General features: G+C 64.6%; 14 protein-coding genes and 4 pseudogenes. 12 read left to right on the top strand and 6 right to left on the bottom strand.

Annotation, left to right across the window (positions count from 1 at the left end):
• Nucleotides 1-25: 25 nt before the first annotated feature.
• The 3 genes and pseudogenes from OKW30_RS00115 to OKW30_RS00125 all read right to left on the bottom strand — a co-directional run bounded on the left by OKW30_RS00115 (nt 26) and on the right by OKW30_RS00125 (nt 2,621).
• A complete protein-coding gene (locus tag OKW30_RS00115; protein WP_090807390.1) occupies nt 26-997 on the bottom strand; it encodes a dipeptidase in 972 nt (323 codons plus the stop codon).
• A 70-nt stretch (nt 998-1,067) separates the two neighbouring features.
• Nucleotides 1,068-1,235, bottom strand: a pseudogene (gene glyA / locus OKW30_RS00120) (serine hydroxymethyltransferase); the annotation flags it as partial.
• Between the two features lie 30 nt (nt 1,236-1,265).
• Nucleotides 1,266-2,621 (bottom strand): MFS transporter, encoded by a 1,356-nt coding sequence (locus OKW30_RS00125; protein WP_429345670.1) that lies wholly within the window; start codon nt 2,619-2,621, stop codon nt 1,266-1,268.
• Between the two features lie 428 nt (nt 2,622-3,049).
• Here OKW30_RS00125 and OKW30_RS00130 point away from each other — a divergent pair, with 428 nt between their 5' ends.
• A complete protein-coding gene (locus tag OKW30_RS00130) occupies nt 3,050-3,241 on the top strand; it encodes a DAK2 domain-containing protein (protein WP_429346083.1) in 192 nt (63 codons plus the stop codon).
• Nucleotides 3,242-3,258: 17 nt separating this feature from the next.
• On the opposite strand, the pseudogene OKW30_RS00135 reads toward OKW30_RS00130, so the two are convergent.
• Together OKW30_RS00135 and OKW30_RS00140 are read right to left on the bottom strand one after the other, a co-directional pair.
• A pseudogene (locus OKW30_RS00135) lies at nt 3,259-3,805 on the bottom strand (aldehyde dehydrogenase family protein); the annotation flags it as partial.
• Nucleotides 3,806-3,858: 53 nt separating this feature from the next.
• Nucleotides 3,859-4,800, bottom strand: coding sequence for a LysR family transcriptional regulator (locus OKW30_RS00140; protein WP_184072228.1), 942 nt, complete (start codon nt 4,798-4,800; stop codon nt 3,859-3,861).
• Between the two features lie 291 nt (nt 4,801-5,091).
• Between OKW30_RS00140 and OKW30_RS00145 the strand changes: the two genes are divergently transcribed.
• The 10 genes and pseudogenes from OKW30_RS00145 (at nt 5,092) to OKW30_RS00190 (ending at nt 17,764) form a co-directional block, all read left to right on the top strand.
• Nucleotides 5,092-6,585 carry a UbiD family decarboxylase gene (locus tag OKW30_RS00145; protein ID WP_184072229.1) on the top strand — a complete coding sequence of 498 codons (1,494 nt, stop codon included), beginning with the start codon at nt 5,092-5,094 and terminating at the stop codon, nt 6,583-6,585.
• Nucleotides 6,578-7,201: a UbiX family flavin prenyltransferase gene (locus tag OKW30_RS00150; RefSeq protein WP_090807398.1), complete on the top strand. Its 624-nt coding sequence runs from the start codon at nt 6,578-6,580 to the stop codon at nt 7,199-7,201. Before OKW30_RS00145 ends, OKW30_RS00150 begins: the two co-directional genes overlap by 8 nt.
• Complete coding sequence (locus tag OKW30_RS00155; protein WP_429345671.1) at nt 7,198-10,227, top strand: xanthine dehydrogenase family protein molybdopterin-binding subunit; 3,030 nt, start codon at nt 7,198-7,200, stop codon at nt 10,225-10,227. Before OKW30_RS00150 ends, OKW30_RS00155 begins: the two co-directional genes overlap by 4 nt.
• The gene (locus tag OKW30_RS00160; RefSeq protein ID WP_184072231.1) at nt 10,224-11,045 is read left to right on the top strand and encodes an FAD binding domain-containing protein; all 822 of its coding nucleotides are present in this window, start codon (nt 10,224-10,226) and stop codon (nt 11,043-11,045) included. Before OKW30_RS00155 ends, OKW30_RS00160 begins: the two co-directional genes overlap by 4 nt.
• Nucleotides 11,018-11,584, top strand: a complete 567-nt coding sequence (locus OKW30_RS00165) for a (2Fe-2S)-binding protein (RefSeq protein WP_184072232.1) — start codon at nt 11,018-11,020, stop codon at nt 11,582-11,584. The genes OKW30_RS00160 and OKW30_RS00165 overlap by 28 nt, the downstream gene beginning before the upstream one ends.
• Nucleotides 11,577-13,133 (top strand): AMP-binding protein, encoded by a 1,557-nt coding sequence (locus OKW30_RS00170; RefSeq protein WP_184072233.1) that lies wholly within the window; start codon nt 11,577-11,579, stop codon nt 13,131-13,133. Before OKW30_RS00165 ends, OKW30_RS00170 begins: the two co-directional genes overlap by 8 nt.
• A 6-nt stretch (nt 13,134-13,139) precedes the next feature.
• Nucleotides 13,140-13,946: an enoyl-CoA hydratase/isomerase family protein gene (locus tag OKW30_RS00175; protein WP_429345672.1), complete on the top strand. Its 807-nt coding sequence runs from the start codon at nt 13,140-13,142 to the stop codon at nt 13,944-13,946.
• Between the two features lie 33 nt (nt 13,947-13,979).
• A pseudogene (locus tag OKW30_RS00180) lies at nt 13,980-15,729 on the top strand (GMC family oxidoreductase).
• 97 nt (nt 15,730-15,826) lie between these two features.
• Nucleotides 15,827-17,207, top strand: a pseudogene (locus OKW30_RS00185) (MFS transporter).
• Nucleotides 17,208-17,521: 314 nt separating this feature from the next.
• Complete coding sequence (locus OKW30_RS00190) at nt 17,522-17,764, top strand: hypothetical protein (protein WP_244145037.1); 243 nt, start codon at nt 17,522-17,524, stop codon at nt 17,762-17,764.
• Nucleotides 17,765-17,771: 7 nt separating this feature from the next.
• Here the strand turns inward: OKW30_RS00190 and OKW30_RS00195 are convergent, their stop codons facing one another.
• On the bottom strand, nt 17,772-18,680 hold the full coding sequence (locus OKW30_RS00195; RefSeq protein ID WP_090807413.1) for a LysR family transcriptional regulator: 909 nt from the start codon (nt 18,678-18,680) through the stop codon (nt 17,772-17,774).
• Nucleotides 18,681-19,011: 331 nt separating this feature from the next.
• Here OKW30_RS00195 and OKW30_RS00200 point away from each other — a divergent pair, with 331 nt between their 5' ends.
• Complete coding sequence (locus OKW30_RS00200) at nt 19,012-19,338, top strand: hypothetical protein (RefSeq protein ID WP_187631267.1); 327 nt, start codon at nt 19,012-19,014, stop codon at nt 19,336-19,338.
• The last annotated feature ends 296 nt before the right edge of the window (nt 19,339-19,634 follow it).

Consider the following 19,634-nt stretch of genomic DNA (forward strand, 5'->3'; position numbering starts at 1 on the left):
ATGAATGAGGATCGGGCTTCGGTGCTTATGCGCCCCAGACATCGCGGAACACGCGCACCCAGTTTTCGCCCATGATCTTGCGGATGCGCGTCTCGCTCCAGCCTGCGCGCTGCATGGCCGCGGTGAGGTTCGGGAACTCGCCGATCGTGCGGATGCCTTCCGGGTTCACGACCTTGCCGAAGTTCGTCAGACGGCGATAGCGGCCCTTGTCGTGCGTGAGCCAGTCGAAGAAGTCGACGCTGTAGCCCTGCGTGAAATCGGTGCCGATGCCCACCGTATCTTCGCCGGCCAGGTTGACGACATAGTCGATGGCTTCGATGTAGTCCTCGACCGTCGCATCGATTCCGCGCTTGAGGAACGGCGCGAACATCGTCACGCCGATGAAGCCGCCGGCCTCGGCGATTTCCTTCAGTTGTTCATCGGACTTGTTGCGCGGGTGCTCCTTGAGACCCGACGGCAGGCAATGCGAATAGCAGACCGGCTTCTTCGAGAACGCAATGGCCTCCGACGACGTATTGCCACCAACGTGCGACAGATCGACCATGATCCCGACGCGGTTCATTTCGGTAATCACTTCGCGGCCGAAATCCGACAGCCCACCGTCGCGCTCATAGCAACCGGTGCCGACCAGGTTCTGCGTGTTGTAGCAAAGCTGCACGACGCGCACGCCCATGTCGGCGAAGGCTTCGATATAGCCGAGGTTGTCCTCGAACGCGTGCGCGTTCTGGAAGCCCAGGATCACCCCAGTGCGGTTTTCCTTCTTCGCACGCGCGATGTCTTCGGTGGTGCGCACGAGCGTCAGCAACTCACTGTTTGCGCGGATCTGCTGCTTCATCAACGAGATGTTGTCGACGGTCTTCGTAAAGCTCTCCCACACCGACACCGTACAGTTGGCCGCGGTGATGCCGCCCTTCCTCATGTCCTCGAACACCGAGCGGTCGAATTTCGAAATGTTCAGGCCGTCGATGATGATGCTGTTCTCATGCAGATTGCTCATTCGATGCTCCGTATAGGCTTCTGGCGTGTGGGGTCGCTATGGCTGTGCGCAAGCTTGGCGATTCGGCGAATCAGTAAATCGGAAAGCGTTCGCACAGCGCGAAAATCTCACGGCGTACGCGCTGTTCAGTGGCCGCATCCCCATCCGGATGGTGGCCCAGCGCATCGAACACTTCGAGGATCAGGCGGCCAACCTCGCGGAATTCGCCGACGCCAAAGCCGCGCGTCGTGCCGGCCGGCAGTCTCGGGAAAGCTTCGAACGATCCGGGCTACCTGAGCGGTCGCTGCGCTCCGAGCATCTCGCCTATAGCTGGGTCGTTGTCAGTGCCCACATCTTGCAAGGACATTCGTGAAGTTTCTGGAAGCATCATCCCGCCGATCAGGCCCATGAAAGATACGGCGATCAGATACAAAGCGGGCGACAGATTGTTTCCGGTCGTGCCGATCAACCAGGTAGCGACCAACGGCGCGGTGCCCCCGAAGATCGTGTAGGCGAGGTTATAGGTAATGGCCGACCCGGTATAGCGCATCCTGGTTGGGAACACTTCCGACAACAACGCAGCCGTAACCACGCCCGACAACACCGCGCCTGTCGCGAGCATTGCCACGCCGATCAGTGCTGACAGAAATTGTCCCGAGCCCGCGAGCGAGAACGAGGGATAGACGACTACAATCAACAGCGCGCACGTGGTGAATAATGTCATGCGGCGCCCGGCGAAATCAGAATACAGGCCGGCCAGCGGACAAATGGCCGCAGCAAACAAAAGTGCCACAACGGTGATCAGCAGCGAAGTTGCGCGACTCATGTGTCCTACGACCTGCAGATATGTCGCGAAATAGGTAGTAAAGGTGTAGAAGGACAATGCTGTCACTGAAATAAATGCACCGAGCTTCAGAATGCCGCCCGCCTGCGTACGGAACGTTTCGCGCAACGGCGCATGCGCCACCCGGTGCTCGCCTTCAAGAGCGCGGAAGGCGGGTGTTTCATTGAGACTGATGCGCAGGTACAGCCCGATGAGCCCGATGGGTGCGGACGCGAGGAACGGCACGCGCCATCCCCACGCGCTCATTGCATCAGCCGAAAGCGTTGCATCAAGCGCATAAGCGACGACGGCCGCGATCGCAAATGAAGAAAAAGTCGACACGGGAATAAAGCTGCCGTACCAGCCGCGTTTGTTTTGCGGCGCGTGCTCCATTACGTAGGCACAGGCGCCAGCATACTCACCACCGGCCGAAAAGCCCTGCACGCAGCGAATCACGGTTAGCAACAACGGCGCGAGAGCACCGATGGCGGCGTAGTTCGGCAGCAGGCCGATCAGTGTGGTCGCCCCGGCCATCATCAAGATGGTCAGCGCCAGCGTGCGTTTGCGCCCAATCCTATCTCCAATTAAGCCGAACACTATGCCACCGACCGGACGAAATGCGAAAGCCACTGCAAACACCGCGAAAGTCTTCAGGAGGCCCGCGGATGGATCGCTGCTCGGAAAAAACTCGCTCGTGAGGATAGTTGCGAGGAAACCATACGCTGCGAAATCGAACCATTCAACAAAGTTACCAATCGAGGCAGCCATGATGACTTTGCGCAGTGTTCTAATATCGACTTCAGGGGACGGTGCCTTAGACATTCGATACTCCCGTAGTTGCTGTGAGCGTGCCGTGAAAGCATCACCCACATGCGTAATCGATCGCGCTTCAAAAAGTGAGGATCGGTAGTGAGTAGAAGGGACCAAAAGTCGGCGTCATAGAACATTCCCGCCATTACGTTGTAACGAGAGCGCCAGGTTTTCAGCGCGCTGATTCGACTTCCGGTATTTTGAGCGAGGCGGAGGGTCGGCCGGGATTCGCAAAAAATCCGCCGTATCCCGCATCTCCAATCTCGACCTAAGCCACTGATTTTAATGCGAAATCGATCGTCGGATCGAGCGGAGGCACGGGTCGCCGGAGATCGGGCAGATAGTCACCGAGCGCGTCGTCCAGGCTGAAGAAGCGCTGATTGCGTAGGCGGGCGATGACCCATCTCTGCGCCAGAAGGAGCGACCACTCCTTTCGGCTTATCGCGGGGTTTTTTACTCCGGGCTGGAATGCGGCCTCGACGGCTAAGGGCGCGGACGAAACCGCGAGCATGGCGCGACGCGCCGGACGCGCGAGCTATCTCGGCGCGCGTGCGGTGGGTTGGCCCGATGGCGGCGCGGTGGCGGTCGCGATCTGGCTTGCCGCGTTGATGCCGCATAGCGGCGGACGCTAGCACGCGCCTTTGGCGCATCAACGAAGCGGAGCCACGTCTTCCACGATGCCCGCCGGCATGCAGATGTGCTTGATCTCGGTGAAGTCGGCGAGCGCGTCGTAACCGTGCAGACGCCCGAGCCCGCTTTGCCGGTAGCCGCCCGTTTCCGCTTCCGCGAACAGCTTGTTGTGATCGTTGATCCACACTGTCCCGTTGCGCAGCGCCCGCGCGGTGCGCAACGCGCGCGCGCCGTCGTGCGTCCACACGCTGGCCGACAGGCCGAAGACCGTATCGTTGGCCTTCTCAAGTGCTTCCTGCTCGCTTTCAAAAACTTCGAGCGTGACGAACAGCCCGAAAGTCTCGTCCTGACAGAAGAACGCCTTCGGATCGCCACGCTCGACGAGCGTCGGCGACAGAAACGCATGGCCGGAGCCCGCGCCGAGCAGCACGACGTGGGCGCAGACGTGCATCCTGCGCCCACGCCGTGCGATCGAACACATGGCGCGCGGCGGCGATGGCGGCATCGGCTTCATCCGCGCCGCCGTCGGCGAACTGGCCGATGGCCTCGCCCGTGGCGGGATCGATGCTGTCGAGCGTAGGCGTGCCGGTCCATTCGCCGGCAATCCAGCGTGATGCGTTCATGCGGAGCGTTCCTTCAAAGAAGGGGATGGTTCGTTACACGAAATATTCGAGGCTTGATGCAGCTCGTTGCCGATGATCGCGATCAGCGCTTCGGCCGCCGCGCTCAACGGCCTTCGCGGATGGCTCACGCAGATGACATGCCGCACGATGCGCGGCGCGAGAATCGGGCACGCGCGCAAGGTGCCATGCCGCGCCGCGCGCTCGACCACGATGCGCGGCAGGATCGTCGCAAAGCGCGTGTTTTCGACGAGCTTGAGGATGGTCGAGAGCACGTCGATTTCGAAGCGCGGCGCGAGCAGCACGTCTTCATGCTGCGCGGCGCTGTCGAGCACGCCGCGCAGGCCGTGGCGCTTGGTCGGCAGCACGAGTTCCAGTTCGGGCAGCTGCGCGAGTTCAATGGCGTGCGGCAGATCGGGGCCGTGCGCGGCGCTGGTTGCGAGCACCATCTCTTCGTCGAGCAGCGCGCGGGAGTCGAGCGACAGACGCGCGCGCGGCTTGTTGATGATCGCGGCATCCAGCTGACCGCCCGCCACCCAGTCGATGAAAGTCGCGCTGTAGCCGTCGGCGACCGTGACTTCGACATCCGGATATTGCGCGTGAAAGCGCGAGAGCGAATCCGCGAGCACGCTCTCTGTGACGGACGCAATCAGCCCGATGCCGACGTGTCCCGTCACGACTTCATCGCGCTGAACGATCTGCTGCCGCGCGTGTGCGAGGTCGCGCATGATCGGCAGAAACAGGCGATACATCAGCCGCCCCGCCGCGGTCGGCGCCATGCCGTGCGCGCCGCGCTCGAAGAGTTGCTGATGCAGTTCGTCCTCGAGCTTCGCGATCTGCATGCTGAGCGCGGGCTGCACGATATTCAGGCGCTTGGCCGCCCGCGTAACCGAGCCGTCCTCGAACAGCGCGATGAAGTACTGAATTTGCTTGAGGTCCATCTCATCCCTTCGTGCATCAGCGATGCTAATAGCCGCCACCTGCATTATCACGTCGAACGGTGCTTGCCTGCCGCTCGCCGTTGCCGCCCACGCCCGCCAGTGCGGGTTGCGGGACGGGTCTATTGATACGTAACTGTAAGAAGGCTGTCATCGGGGCTAACACTGATATAAGAGGCAATGATTCAGCGCATCAGAAAACACTATTAGAAGTTATGGTGCGATATCGCTACGCTTGACCCCATCGCTCGCTGCGGCATCACTTTGCCGGGCACAGCACAGATGGAGACGCTGATGAACATACGCGATGCCGAAAAGAACGGCATTTCCTCATTCTCGTGGGCCCCGGAAGGCTCGGAGGCGGGCTCGCTCTCGCTGCGCGACTGGCTCGCGCATCTCGCGAAGACGGGACGCCTCGCGACCATCGACAAGCCGGTTGCGCTCGAACACGAACTCGCCGCTGTCGCCAAACGCCTCGACGGCACGCAAGCGGCGTTTTTCACGCGCCCCGGCGGCCATGCGGTTCCGGTCGTGAGCGGATTCATGTCGAAGCGGGCGTGGATTGCCGAAGCAATGGGCGTCGATGAAGCCGGTTTGCTCGCACGTTTTTCCGCCGCTGCCGCCGAGCCGCTCGCGTCGAAAGTCATTGCGCGTGAGGACGCGCCGTGCCAGCAAGTGGTGCATACGAGCGGAATCGATCTGCACGCGCTTCTGCCTATTCCCACGCATAGCGAGCATGACAACGGCCCGTACATCACCGCGGGTCTCGTGATTGCGCGCAATCCGCGCACCGGCGTGCAGAACGTGTCGATCAACCGCATTCAGGTGCATGGCCGCGATCGCATGGCGATTCTGCTGCTGCCGCGCCATCTCTACGCGTTCCAGCGCGCCGCCGAGGAAGCGGGCGATGCGCTCGACGTGGCCGTCGCCATTGGCGTCGATCCGCTGACGATGCTCGCTTCGCAAGCGATCACGCCCATCGATAACGACGAACTCGAAATCGCTGGCGCGCTGCACGGCGCGCCGCTGCCGGTCGCGCAATGCGTGACGAGCGGTGTGCAGGTGCCCGCGTTCGCGGAGATCGTCATAGAAGGACGCATTCTGCCGAACGTGCGCGAGCCGGAAGGCCCATTCGGCGAGTTCCCAAAGTACTACAGCGCGAAGGAAGCGCGCGAAGTCATTGAAGTGACGGCGGTGACGCATCGGCGCGACCCGATTTTTCATACGATCGTGCCGGCCGAAATGGAGCATCTGCTGCTCGGCGCGATTCCGCGCGAAGCGACGCTCCTCGCGCACCTTCAGCGCAGCCATCCGGCGGTGAAGGACGTGCATCTGTCGGTAGGCGGTGTGTGCCGCTATCACCTGTGGGTGCAGTTCGACAAGAAACGCGAAGGCGAAGCGAAGAACGTGCTTCTCTGCGCGTTCGGCGCGCATTACGACATCAAGCTGGTCGTCGTCGTGGATACGGACGTGAACGTGCACGATCCCGCAGAAATCGAATGGGCGATTGCGACGCGCTTTCAGGCCGACCGCGATCTCGTCGTCATCGCGGGCGCGCAAGGCTCGCCGCTCGATCCCTCGACGACGGTCGGCCAGCCCGACGACGCCCCCGCGCATCTGCAAGGCATCAGCGCGAAGATGGGACTCGACGCGACGCGCCCGGTCGTCTATCCGGCGCATGTCTTCACACGCGTGCGCATCCCGGGTCAGGACACCGCGGATCTGACCGCGCTCGTCGCCGCCGACAACAGCGCGCTCGACGCCTACCTCGCGCGCGATCATGGCTGAGCGGAAGAAGCGCATCGTCGTGGGCATCTCGGGCGCGAGCGGCGCGGTCATCGGCGTGCGGCTGCTCGCTGCGCTGCGGCGCCTCGGCACGCACGAGACGCATCTGATCGTGTCGGCGTCGGGTGCAGTGACGGCGGCGCAGGAACTCGGCCTCACGCGCGGCGACGTCGACCAACTCGCGGACGTCGTGCATAACGTGCGCGATATCGGCGCGGCCGTGGCGAGCGGTTCGTTCCTCAGCGAAGGCATGGTGATTGCACCGTGTTCGATGAAAACGCTCGCGGGTGTCGCGAACGGCTTCGCGGACAATCTGCTGACCCGCGCCGCCGACGTGATGCTCAAGGAGCGCCGCCGCCTCGTGCTGGTCGCGCGCGAGACGCCGCTCAATCTCGCGCATCTGCGCAACATGACGCTCGCGACCGAAATGGGCGCCATCGTAATGCCGCCGGTGCCGGCGTTCTATGCGCATCCGAAGACCATCGACGATGTCGTCGATCACACGGTCGGGCGCATTCTGGATCTGCTCGGCATCGAGCACGGCGAGATTGCGCGCCGCTGGAGCGGTCTCGCCGATGAATTCGGCAGCCGCGGCGAAGATGACGGAGTGACGCCATGAATCAGCGCGAAACCGGATTTGCCGATATCAACGCGCGCGTGGCCGACAGCGATGCCGCGAAGCCGCAGCGCCACGTCGGCCAGCCGATGCAGCGCTTCGAAGACCCCGCGATTCTCACGGGTCGCGGCCGCTACGGCGACGATATCGCCGTGAAGCCCGGCACGCTGCACGCAGCGATTCTGCGCTCGCCGCACGCGCATGCGGAACTCGTTTCCATCAATACCGAAGCCGCATCGAAGCTGCACGGCGTGCGCGCCGTGCTCACGCGCGACGATCTGCGTCCGTGGTCGCGACCCTTCGTCGTCGGCGTGAAGTCGCCGATGGAGCAGTGGGCGCTCGCGATGGACCGCGTGCGCTACGTCGGCGAGCCGGTGGCGGTGGTGATGGCGGAATCCCGCGCGCTAGCGGAAGACGCGCTCGACCTCATCAAGGTCGACTACGCGATGCTCGATCCGGTCACGTCCATCGAACAATCGGTGCGGGGCGATGCGCCGGTGCTGCACGAGCGGGTCGGCAGCAACGTGATCAGCGACCGGCGTTTCCGCTATGGCGAACCGGAAGCCGCGTTCGAAAACGCGCCGCATCGCGTGAAGCTCGTCGCGCACTATCCGCGCAACACGTGCGCGCCGATCGAATGCGGCGTGGTCATCGCCGAGTATCTGTCGGGCGGCGAAGGCTATGACGTCACATCCAATTTCATGGGACCGTTTTCGCTGCACGCCGTCATGGCGATGGCGCTCAACGTTCCCGCGAACCGTCTGCGTCATAAGGCCCCGCGCGATTCCGGCGGCAGCTTCGGCGTCAAGCAGGCGGTGTTTCCGTATGTCGTGCTGATGTGCCTTGCCTCGCGCAAGGCCGGCGCGCCGGTGAAATGGGTCGAGGACCGGCTCGAACACCTGAGCGCGGCGACTTCCGCGACCGCGCGCCTTTCGACCATCGAAGCGGCCGTTGAAAGCGATGGCCGCATCGTCGCGCTTTCCTACGATCAACTGGAAGATATCGGCGGCTACGTGCGCGCGCCCGAACCCGCGACCTTCTACCGGATGCACGGCTGCCTGACGGGCGCATATGCCATTCCGAATCTCGTCGTGCGCAACCGCGTCGTGCTCACGAACAAGACGCCGACCGGCCTCGTGCGCGGCTTCGGCGGACCGCAGGTCTACTTCGCGCTGGAGCGGCTCATTCAGCGTATCGCCGTCGAACTGAGGCTCGATGTGCTCGATGTGTACCGCCGCAACTTCGTTCCCGCCGATGCCTTTCCGTATCGCGCGACGGCGGGCGCGCTGCTCGACTCCGGCAACTATCAGGAAGCGCTGCGCCGCTCGATGACCGAAGGCGGCTACGACGAACTCGTCGCGCGACGCGACGCGGCGCGCAAAGTTGGGCGTCTTTATGGCATCGGCTTCGCGGCGATCGTGGAGCCGTCGGTATCGAACATGGGATACATCACGACTGTGATGCCGCCCGACGCCCGCAAGAAAGCCGGGCCGAAGAACGGCGCGATCGCCAGCGCGACGGTGAGCGTCGATCTGCTCGGCGGCGTGGTCGTCACCATCGCGTCGACGCCAGCGGGCCAGGGCCACATGACGGTGTGCGCGCAAGTCGTCGCGGATGTGCTCGGGCTCGACCCGAAGGACATCGTCGTGAACGTCGAATTCGATACGCACAAGGACGCGTGGTCCGTCGCGGCGGGCAATTATTCGAGCCGATTCGCGGGCGCGGTGGCCGGCACGGTGCATCTGGCCGCGACCCGCGTGCGCGAAAAGCTCGCGCGCATTCTTGCAAAGCAGTTCGGCTGCGCGCCCGGCGACGTGCGCTTCGAAGGCGCGCGCGTCTTTCCGAACGGTGCCGAAGAGCGCGCGTTGCCGTTCGCGCGCGCCGCAAGCAATGCGCCGCACTGGGCGCCCGCGCTGTTACCGGAAGGCGAGGAGCCGGGTCTGCGCGAGAGCGTCTTCTGGTCGCCGCCGCACATGGACGCGCCCGACGAGCAGGATCGCATCAACACGTCGGCGGCGTATGGCTTCGCGTTCGACATGTGCGGCGTGGAAGTAGACAGCGTGACGGGGCGCGTGCGCATCGACCGTTATGTGACGACGCACGACGCCGGCACGCTACTCAATCCCGCACTCGCCGATGGCCAGATTCGCGGCGCGTTCGTGCAAGGCGTCGGCGCGGCGCTGATGGAAGAGTTCCGCTACGGCGCGGACGGCAGTTTCCAGTCCGGCACGCTCGCCGACTATCTGATGCCGACGACCTGCGAAGTGCCCGACCCGGTGATCGTACATCTGGAGACGCCGTCGCCCTTCACGCCGCTCGGCGCGAAGGGGCTCGGCGAAGGCAACAACATGAGCACGCCGCCGTGCATCGCGAATGCGGTGGCCGATGCCCTCGGCGTCGACGATATCCGCCTGCCGCTCACGCCGCCCAAAGTGATGGCGCTGATCGGCATCGACGATCCCGAACCGTCGCGGCCCGAACTGCGCGAAGCACCGGCTGCGAAGCCCGCGACGCCGGGCGGCAAGGCGTTGACGGCGCGCGGCACGGTCGATTTGCCCGCGACGCCCGAAGCCGTGTTCGGCGTGCTGCTCGACCCGAAGGCGCTCGCGAAGGTTATTCCCGGCTGCCATGCGCTCGACGAGACCGCGCCGAATCAATATCGCGCGGACGTGACGGTGGGCGTCGGCATGATCAAGGCGCGCTTCGAGGCGCGCATCGGCTTGTCGGAGATCGACGCGCCGCACCGGCTGCGGCTCGCGGGCGCGGGCATCTCGCCGCTCGGCAGCGCGCGCGGCAACGGTCTCGTCGAACTGACGCCGCAGGGAACCGGCACGCGCCTCACTTATGACTATGAAGCGCAGGTGTCGGGCAAGGTGGCGGCGGTCGGCGGACGCATGCTCGAAGGCGCGGCGAAGGTCGTGCTCAAGCAATTGTTCGAATCGCTCGGACGGCAGGCGGCGGGCCAGCCCGTCGAGCAGCGCAAGTCGTGGATTGCGCGGATTTTGGCCCGCTTCAGGAGGCACGTATGAAGCCCGCGCCGTTCGATTATCTGCGCGCCATGACGACGCAAGACGCGCTCGACGCCCTCGCGCAAACCGGCGACGACGCGCGCGTGCTGGCGGGCGGTCAATCGCTGATGGCCGTGCTCAACATGCGGCTCGCGCAGCCGCGCGTGCTGGTCGATATCTCGCGCACCGCCGAACTCGACGCCGTGCGCGTGGATGACAAAGCAGGCCATCTCGTCGTGAGCGCGGCGGCGACGCAAGGCAGCGTCGAATGGCGTCCCACGCTGCGCGACGAAGTGCCGATGCTCGCGATGGCGTTCCCGCATATCTCGCATTTTCAGATTCGCAATCGCGGGACGGTGTGCGGCTCCGTCGCGCATGCGGACCCGAGCGCAGAACTGCCGCTCGTGCTGGCCGCGCTCGGCGGCGACGTGATGCTGCGCTCGAAAAAGAAGCGCCGCACGCTCGCCGCGCAGGACTTTTTTCAGGGAATGCTGATGACCGCGCGCGAGCCAAACGAACTCGTGGAAGCCGTGCGCTTTCCGCTCAGGAAGCCCGGCGAACGCTATGCGTTCAGCGAGTTCTCGGCGCGGCACGGCGATTTCGCGATCGTCGCGTGCGCGGCGGTGGTGACGGACGATTCGATCCGTATCGCGGTCGGCGGCGTCGCGGACCGGCCGGTGGCGGAAAGCTGGCCGCGTCTGACAGGCGACGACCTGCGCGGCGCATTGAACGACCTGAGCTGGAAACTGAACGCGCAGGACGACGCGCACATCAGCGCGAAATATCGACGCAATCTCGTCCGGCAACTGGGATGGCGCGTGATCGAGGAGGCTACGTGAGCAGCAACACATCGGACAACATCATGCGGCAAGGGGAGCAGCGGCGCATCACGCTGACGCTCAATGGCCGCGAACGCAGCGGCCATTGCGAGCCGCGCGAACTGCTGTCGGATTTCATCCGCCACCAACTGGGCGCGACCGGCACGCATGTCGGCTGCGAGCATGGCGTGTGCGGCGCATGCACGGTGCACGTGGATGGCGTCGCGGCGCGCTCGTGCCTGATGCTCGCGGTGCAGGCCGATGCGCGGCGCATCGACACAGTCGAAGGTCTTGCGCCCGACCAGACGCTCGGCGATTTGCAGCAGGCGTTCCAGCGCCATCACGCGCTGCAATGTGGCTTCTGCACGGCGGGCATTCTGATGTCATGTGCGGACTATCTGCAGCGCGTGCCGAATCCGACCGAGGATCAGGTGCGCGACATGCTCTCGGGCCATATCTGCCGCTGTACCGGCTATACGCCGATCGTCGCGGCCGTGCTCGATGTGGCAGCGCGTCGTCAGGTCGAGGCGCGCGGCAAGAAGGAGGCCGAACATGCTTGATCTCGGCCGCACGTTTCTGCAAAGCGTCGAGCGCAGCCCGAACGCGCTCGCGCTCGTCGATGGCGACATGCAACTGACCTATGCGCAGTGGCATCGCAAGATTCTGAATGTCGCCGATGCCCTGCGCGAACTCGGGCTGCAACGCGGCGACCGGTTGCTCGTCGTGCTGCAAAACCGCTGGGAAATGGCGACGCTGCACTGGGCGGGGCAATTCTCGGGCATCGTGATCGTGCCGCTCAACTGGCGCGCGAAGCCGGAGGAAGTCGAGTACTGCGTGACGGATGCCGGCGTGAAGGCGATCGTCTACGAACCCGTTTGCGCCGATGCCGTCGTGGAAAGCGCCGCCGCGCAGCACGTGCCGCGCATCGGTCTGGACGACGCCCCCGGCCGCACGATTGCCTTCGACGCGCTGCTCGCGGAACGCACGCGCACCGGCGAGACGACGCACGCCACCGCCGACGATATCTCGCTGATCCTCTACACGTCCGGCACGACCGGCAAGCCGAAGGGTGTCCCGCGCCGTCATCGGCATGAACGCGCGGGCGCGCTCGCGCACGTCGCGCAGAACCTGTACCGGCGCGGCGAACGCACGCTCGGCGTGATGCCGCTTTATCACACGATGGGCGTGCGCTCGCTGCTTTCGATGGCGCTCGTCGATGGCGTCTTCGTCTGCGTGCGTCGCTGGAACGCGAAGCTCGCGCTCGAATCCATCGCGAAGTACGCGCTCACGTGCCTCTATCTCGTGCCGACGCTTTATCACGATCTGCTCGCGGACAGCGCGTTCGCCAGCACCGATACGTCGTCGGTCAGAAAGCTAGGCTTCGCGGGTGCGCCGATGAACGATGGTTTGCTCAAGCGCCTGTCGGCTGCGTTCGAGCCGGAGATCTTCGTCAATCACTACGGTTCGTCCGAGGTCTACACGGTCAGCATCGATCAGGACGCGACGCGCAAGCCGGGCAGCGCCGGGCGCGCGGGCGTGAACACGCGGCTGCGCGTCGTGAAGCTCGACGCCGTGTCGCCCGATGAGATCGCACAGGCCGGCGAGGAAGGCCAGATCATCGCGGACCTGCTCGGCGACGAAGCATTCGAAGGCTACTGGAACCGCCCGGACGCGAACGCGAAGTCGCTGCGCGAGGGCTGGTATTTCACCGGCGACACCGGCTATTTCGACCGCGACGGCGATTTGTACGTGACCGGCCGCGTCGATGACATGATCATCAGCGGCGGCGAAAACATCTCGCCGGTGGATATCGAATCGGTGCTCTCGCTGCATCCGGCCGTCGATGAAGTCGCGGTCGCGGGCGTCAAGGACGAGCGCTGGGGCCAGCGCGTGGTCGCGTTCATCAAGCGCCGCGAATACGTCGATGCCGAGGCGCTCGACGCCTGGTGCCGCCAGTCCGACCTCGTCAACTTCAAGCGCCCGCGCGACTACGTGTTCGTCGACGATATTCCGAAGTCGCCGGTCGGCAAGATTCTGCGCCGCAAGCTCTCGGCGGGCGAATACGCATCCGACGGCAACGTTCACCCTACACAGACCACAAAGGAGTAACCCGATATGAGCGATTTGAACCATCGCGGCCAGACGCTGCTGCAAGGACTCGACGGCTTCTCGGTCGAGATCGACGCCGAACGCGAGCGCGCCGACATCATCCTGCATCGGCCGCCGTTGAATGTCATTTCGATGCACGCGCGCGACCAGTTGCGCACCGTCATCGAGGCGCTGGACGACGACGAGCGCGTGCGCGTGATCGTCGTGCGCGCGACGGGCGAGCACTTTTCGAGCGGCGGTGACATCAAGGGTTTTCTGGAAGCGTCGCCGGAACACGTGTCGAAGCTCGCGTGGAATATCGCGGCGCCCGCCCGTTGCTCAAAGCCGGTGATCGCGGCCAATCGCGGCTTCTGCTTCGGCGTGGGGTTCGAGCTGTCGCTGGCTTGCGATTTCCGCATCGTCACCGAAACGACCTTCTATGCGCTGCCGGAGCAAAAGCTGGGGCAAATTCCGGGCTCGGGCGGCTCGGCTCGTCTTCAGGCGATGGTCGGCATCGGCCGGACGAAGGACATCGTGATGCGCTCGCGCCGCATTCCGGGGAAGCAGGCTTACGAGTGGGGCATTGCGGTGGACTGCGTGGCCGACACGGAACTGGAAACCGCCACCGATGCGCTCGTCGACGAACTGCGCGCGTTCTCACCGCTCGCTCAGCGCACCGCGAAGAAGCTGCTGAACGATTCGGAAGATGCGCCGCTTTCCATTGCTATTGAACTTGAAGGGCATTGCTATAGCCGGCTGCGCACATCGGACGATTTCCGCGAGGGCGTCGAGGCGTTCCATGGCAAGCGCAAGCCGGTGTTTCGCGGAAGTTGATAAGCAGCGTCACAGAAGAACAGGAGACAGAGGATGGAACGCTTCGATTACGTAATCGTGGGCGGCGGCTCTGCGGGATGCGTGTTGGCGCATCGGCTGTCGGCCGTGCCGTCGCTGCGCGTCGCGCTGATCGAAGCAGGCGCCGATACGCCGCCGGGCGCGGTGCCCGCCGCCATCCTCGACAGCTATCCGATGCCCGTCTTCTGTGGCGAGACCTACATCTGGCCGGACCTGAAGGCGAAAGCCACCAAGGACGCCGCGCCGCGCGTCTACGAGCAGGGCCGCGTGATGGGCGGCGGGTCGAGCATCAACGTGCAATCGGCCAATCGCGGCCTGCCGCGCGACTACGACGAGTGGGCTGCGAACGGCGCCGATGGCTGGGCGTGGCGTGACGTGCTGCCGTACTTTCGCAAGCTGGAACGCGACGTCAACTTTCCGGGCGGCGAACTGCACGGCAGCGACGGCCCCGTGCCGATTCGCCGCATCATGCCGAAAGACTGGCCGCCCTTCTGCGATGCGTTCGCCAAGGGCTTGCGCGCGAATGGCGTCGCGCAATTGCAGGATCAGAATGGCGAATTTGGCGACGGCTTTTTCCCCGGCGCGTTCTCGAACATCGACGACAAGCGCGTGTCCACGGCCATCGCCTATCTCGACGAAACCACGCGCAAGCGCCCGAATCTCACGGTGTATTCGAACCTTCGCGTCGAGCACATCGTGATGGAAGGTGCGGCGGCGCGCGGCGTGATCGCGCTGGCGCAAAGCGGCGAGCGCGTGCGTTTCGAGGCGGGCGAAGTCGTGCTGAGCGCGGGCGCGCTGCAGTCGCCTGCGCTGCTGATGCGCGCGGGTATCGGCGATGCCCGCGAACTCGCGGCGCTCGGCATCGCGTGTGCAGTGGATCGGCCGGGCGTCGGGCGCAATCTGCAGGATCATCCGTCGCTCACGTTCTGTCATTTTCTCGAACCGCGCTTTCGCATGCCGCTCGCGCGACGCCGCGCCAGCATGATGGCCGCGCGCATGAGCTCCGGCGTCGCGGGCTGCGACGAGTCGGACCTGTATCTGTCGAGCGCGACACGCGCGGCATGGCACGAGCTGGGCAACCGGCTGGGCCTTTTCTTCCTGTGGTGCAACCGGCCGTACTCGCGCGGCCGCGTGCAGCTCGTATCCGCCGATACCGCCGCCGCTGCGCGCGTCGACCTGAATCTGCTCGACGACGAACGCGATCTGCAACGGCTCGCTACCGGCGTGCGGATGCTCGCGAGCGTGGTCGAGGCGTCGGGGCTCGGACGCGATCCGCGCGACTTTCTTTCCAGCGGCGTTTTCTCCGCGCGTCAAGGCGTTGAGCCAGGTCGGCGAGCGCAACGCGCTTTTGACTTCGATGCTCGGCACGCTGCTCGATACGCCCGCGCCGCTGCGTCGTTTTCTGATCGAACGCTTCTTCACGCGCGGGCTGGACATGGCCGCGCTCCTGGCCGACGACCGCGCGCTTGCCGACTTCATCCGCGCGAACGTGTTCGGCGTGTGGCATGCGAGCGGCACATGCCGCATGGGCGGCGCGCAGGATCGCGACGCCGTCACGGATAGCGAAGGGCGCGTGCACGGCGCGCAGGGACTGCGCGTGGTCGATGCATCGCTGATGCCGAGACTGCCTTCGGCCAACACCAACATACCGACCATCATGATCGCCGAGAAGATCGCCCACGCGATGGTCACACAGCGACGCGCGAGCTTGGCATCGGGCGCATCCAGCGACTCCGCTGCGCCGCCGCTGGCCGCCGCGCACTGACGATTTTTTAACCTCGACAAGAGCACGCCAAAAGACAAACGTGCCTGCGACACGGGGGCGATCGAAAGACGGCCCAGTGACATACAAGGAGATGCAAATGTCCGTAGTAGCGCAAGAAGGTGCCGCCGCGCTTCACGTCAATCAGCGCCAGGTCATGGGCGCAGTCGTGGCCTCGTGCATGGGTTGGGCGCTCGATCTGTTCGACCTGTTCGTGTTGTTGTACGTGGCGCCGGTGGTCGGGCGTCTGTTCTTCCCATCCGAGCACGCGATGCTCTCGCTCGCGGCGGTCTATGCGTCGTTCGCGGTGACGCTGCTGATGCGCCCGCTCGGTTCCGCGCTTTTCGGCTCCTACGCGGACCGTCATGGCCGCAAGGGGGCGATGATCGTCGCGGTCGTTGGCGTTGGCCTCTCGACGGCGGCCTTCGGCATGCTGCCGACGGTCGCGCAGGTGGGCCTCGTCGCGCCGGTCCTGTTTATGCTGCTGCGCCTCGTGCAGGGCGTGTTTGTCGGCGGCGTGGTGGCTTCGACGCATACCATCGGCACGGAATCCGTCGCGCCGAAGTATCGCGGCGCGGTTTCGGGGCTGATCGGCGGCGGTGGCGCGGGCCTTGGCGCACTGCTCGCGTCGCTCACGTATCTCGCGATGTCGTCGCTTTTTCCCGGCGATCTCTTCGACGTCTGGGGCTGGCGCTGCATGTTCTTTACCGGCATCCTGAGTTCGCTGCTCGGCCTCTTCGTATTCAATAGCCTGGAAGAATCGCCGCTCTGGAAGAAGCTCGCCGCCGAGAAGGCCGCCAAGGCCGCCGCGCAGGTCAAGAGCGGGCAGGCGGAAGTGGTGCGCTCGCCGGTTCGCACGCTGTTCTCGCGGGACTATCGCAAGGTGCTGTTCGTGAACCTGCTGCTGACCATCGGTGGCGGCAGCGGCTATTACCTCACGTCGGGCTATCTGCCGACCTTCCTCAAGGTCGTGAGCCACGTGCCGAACGGCGCGGCCGCCGCGATCCTGATGATCTGCAGCGGGCGTGGCGGTGGTCGTCGCCTCCGTTGCGGCGGGGCATCTGAGCACGTTCATCGGGCGCAAGAGCGCGTTCGTGTGGCTCGGCCTCATCCGGCTGGTCGCGCTGCCTGCGCTCTTCGTGCTGCTGCCGACCGCGCAGAACATCACGATGATCGGCGTGTACGCGGTGCTGCTCTCCGCGCTCGGCAGCGCGGGCTATGCGCCGATCCTGATCTTCCTGAACGAGCGCTTTCCGACTGCGATCCGCGCGACCGGGACGGGTCTTTCATGGAATATCGGCTTCGCGATCGGCGGGATGATGCCGACCTTCGTCTCGCTCGTCGCGAAGGATGCGAGCCAGTTGCCGTCGACGCTCGCGATCTTCGTCGGCGCGATCAGCGTGATCTTCCTGATCGGCGCGTTCGTCGTGCCCGAGACGCTCGGCAAGCTCGAAAACGGGGCGGCGCGCAATCCGTCCTGAAGCATGCAAGCATCGGCGGGCGCGCCGAAGAGCGCGCCCGCGCATCGTCCGATAGAAAAAGGAGACGCTCATCATGAAGTATGACGACGACATTCGCGCGCGATCCTACAAGTTTCGCGACGAATATGTGCAGGCGACGCCGTGGTGGTATCGCGGAGAGATGCATCTCGGTTTCACGCTCATTTTCACGACGGCGGTGATCGTCTATTGCGCCGCGCAGCTTCATGCGCCGACGTTCGCGGAATGGCTCGCGGTCGTGCCGCTCTTTCTGTTCGGCAACTGGGCGGAATGGGCCGCGCACCGCTATGTGCTGCATGGCCGCGTACTATCTGATGTACGAAGGGCTGCACACGCTTTCGCATGTGACGGACAGCCCGTTTCTCGACCGCGTGCCGCTCATCAACACAGTCCGGCGCCTGCACGTCACGCATCACGATCCCGAACTTATGGCGACGCAGAACTTCAACCTCACGTTCCCGATCTGCGACACGCTGTTCGGCACGCGCAGCGATGCGTCGCGCAGCGCGCGTGAGCCGATGAGCCCGAGCGGCGGTTGAGTTTTCACTAAGCCCGCGCGCCAGTGGTCACGCGCCGGATCTCCTCGGTGATGATCGCAATGAGCGCCTGCGCGGCCGGCCCGATCGGCCGCTTCGGGTGAGTGACCTGAATGATGTGACGCACGATCGGCGGCGAGTCGATCGTGCGCGCCCGCAGCAGGCCTTCGTCCACCTTCGCCTGCACCACGACGCGCGGCAGGATCGTCGCGATGCTGCTCTGCTCGACGAACTGCACGATGGTGCTGAGCAGATCGATCTCGAACTTCGGCTGAATGACGACGTCGGCGGCCATCAAGGCGGCGTCGAGCGCGCCGCGCAGTCCGTTGCGGCGCGTGGGGAGCACAAATTCGATACCGGACTGCGTGACCAGATGCATCGTCTCCGGCAGATCCGGCCCGTGCGCCGCGCTCGTCACCAGCACCATTTCTTCCACCAGCAGCGGCTCCACGTCGAGCGTGAGCCGCCCGCGCGGCTTGTTGATGATCGCGGCATCGAGTCGGCCCGCTTCGACGGCGTCGATGAGTTGCGCGCTGAAGCCGTCCGCGACGGACACTTCGACTTGCGGAAAAAGGGCGTCGAACCGTGCGAGCGATTCGGGCAGCACGCTTTGCGCCTCCGACGACACCATCCCGAGCGACACGCGTCCCGTCACGATGACATCGCGCCGGCTCAGATGCTCGCGGGCATGTTTGATGTCGCGCATGATCGGCGTGTAGAGGCGGTACATGAGCCGCGCCGCTTCGGTCGGAGCCATGCCATGCGGGCCGCGCGCGAAAAGTGTCTGCCGCACTTCGGCTTCGAGCTTCGAAATCTGCATGCTGAGCGCGGGCTGCGCGATGTTCAGCCGCTTGGCCGCGCGGGTCACGGTGCCCTCCTCGAAGAGAGCGATGAAATACTGGATCTGCTTCAGTTCCATGGGGCGGCGGTCGGGCGGAAGGAATCGGCTGTCGGTTGAACGCAGATATCGTAACGCCGCGCGGGATTTGCGTCGCCCTTAAGACATTGGGCCGCTCGCCGTTAACCCGTCGTTTTTCTGCTGCGGATAACCCGGGGATCATACGGGCGACGGCGACTGCGGCGACGCATAGCTGCCACCAAAGCGGTAGTCGCCAGATAACGCACCCGAGTTCGCAGCCGCCGACGGGGATGTTTGCGTCGCAACCTTGCATTGCAGCGGTGCGTAAGCCAACAGCCTCGGCGTATCGAGCTTGGCGTAGTCTTGATAGCCTCGGATAGGGACGGACGCCGTGAGTATTCTTTGTCGAATCAAGATCGCCGTGACGGCCTGCTCGGTTGCCGCCGGATGCGTGTCGCAGCCCATAGGGCCGGCGGTAGCCGTGAAGCCGGGGCGCGACAAGCCATTCACCGTTTTTCTGCGGGACGATGCGCAGTGCAAACAGTATGCGAGGGAGCAACTGGCGAGCGGTGTCGACACGCGCGCCGCGAGCGACGCCCACGTGCCGCGGGCACAACTGAACGTGCAGCAAAGATACGATCTCGCGTACCTGGAGTGCATGCACGCGAAGGGGAATGATGTGTCGGAGCGTACGGAGCCAACGACGGAGCCTGAATAAGGGACCTTTCGCAGGACGACTACATACAGCTGCCGGACGGCGGCGCCGACAGCGCGGCAGGCGTAGGCACGTAACGTATCGCCGCTCCGCGTGTGCTGTCTCATTCAACCGATAGAAGGCGCTGACACGCGCTTGCGTTTCTGAGGCAGTTACAGATTGCTTTCCGGACATTCGCACCTCGGCAGCCGCGAATGACAGGTTTCGCCGTTTGCAGATGCGAGTTTTCGACTATCGGCATTCGACGCAGCCTCCCCCTTGAAATCAACACCCGCGATCACAAAATCCTGCAGGCCGGA

This window comes from Paraburkholderia sp. Clong3 (genome assembly GCF_050436485.1).
In the GTDB taxonomy this organism is placed as follows: Bacteria; Pseudomonadota; Gammaproteobacteria; order Burkholderiales; family Burkholderiaceae; genus Paraburkholderia; species Paraburkholderia tuberum.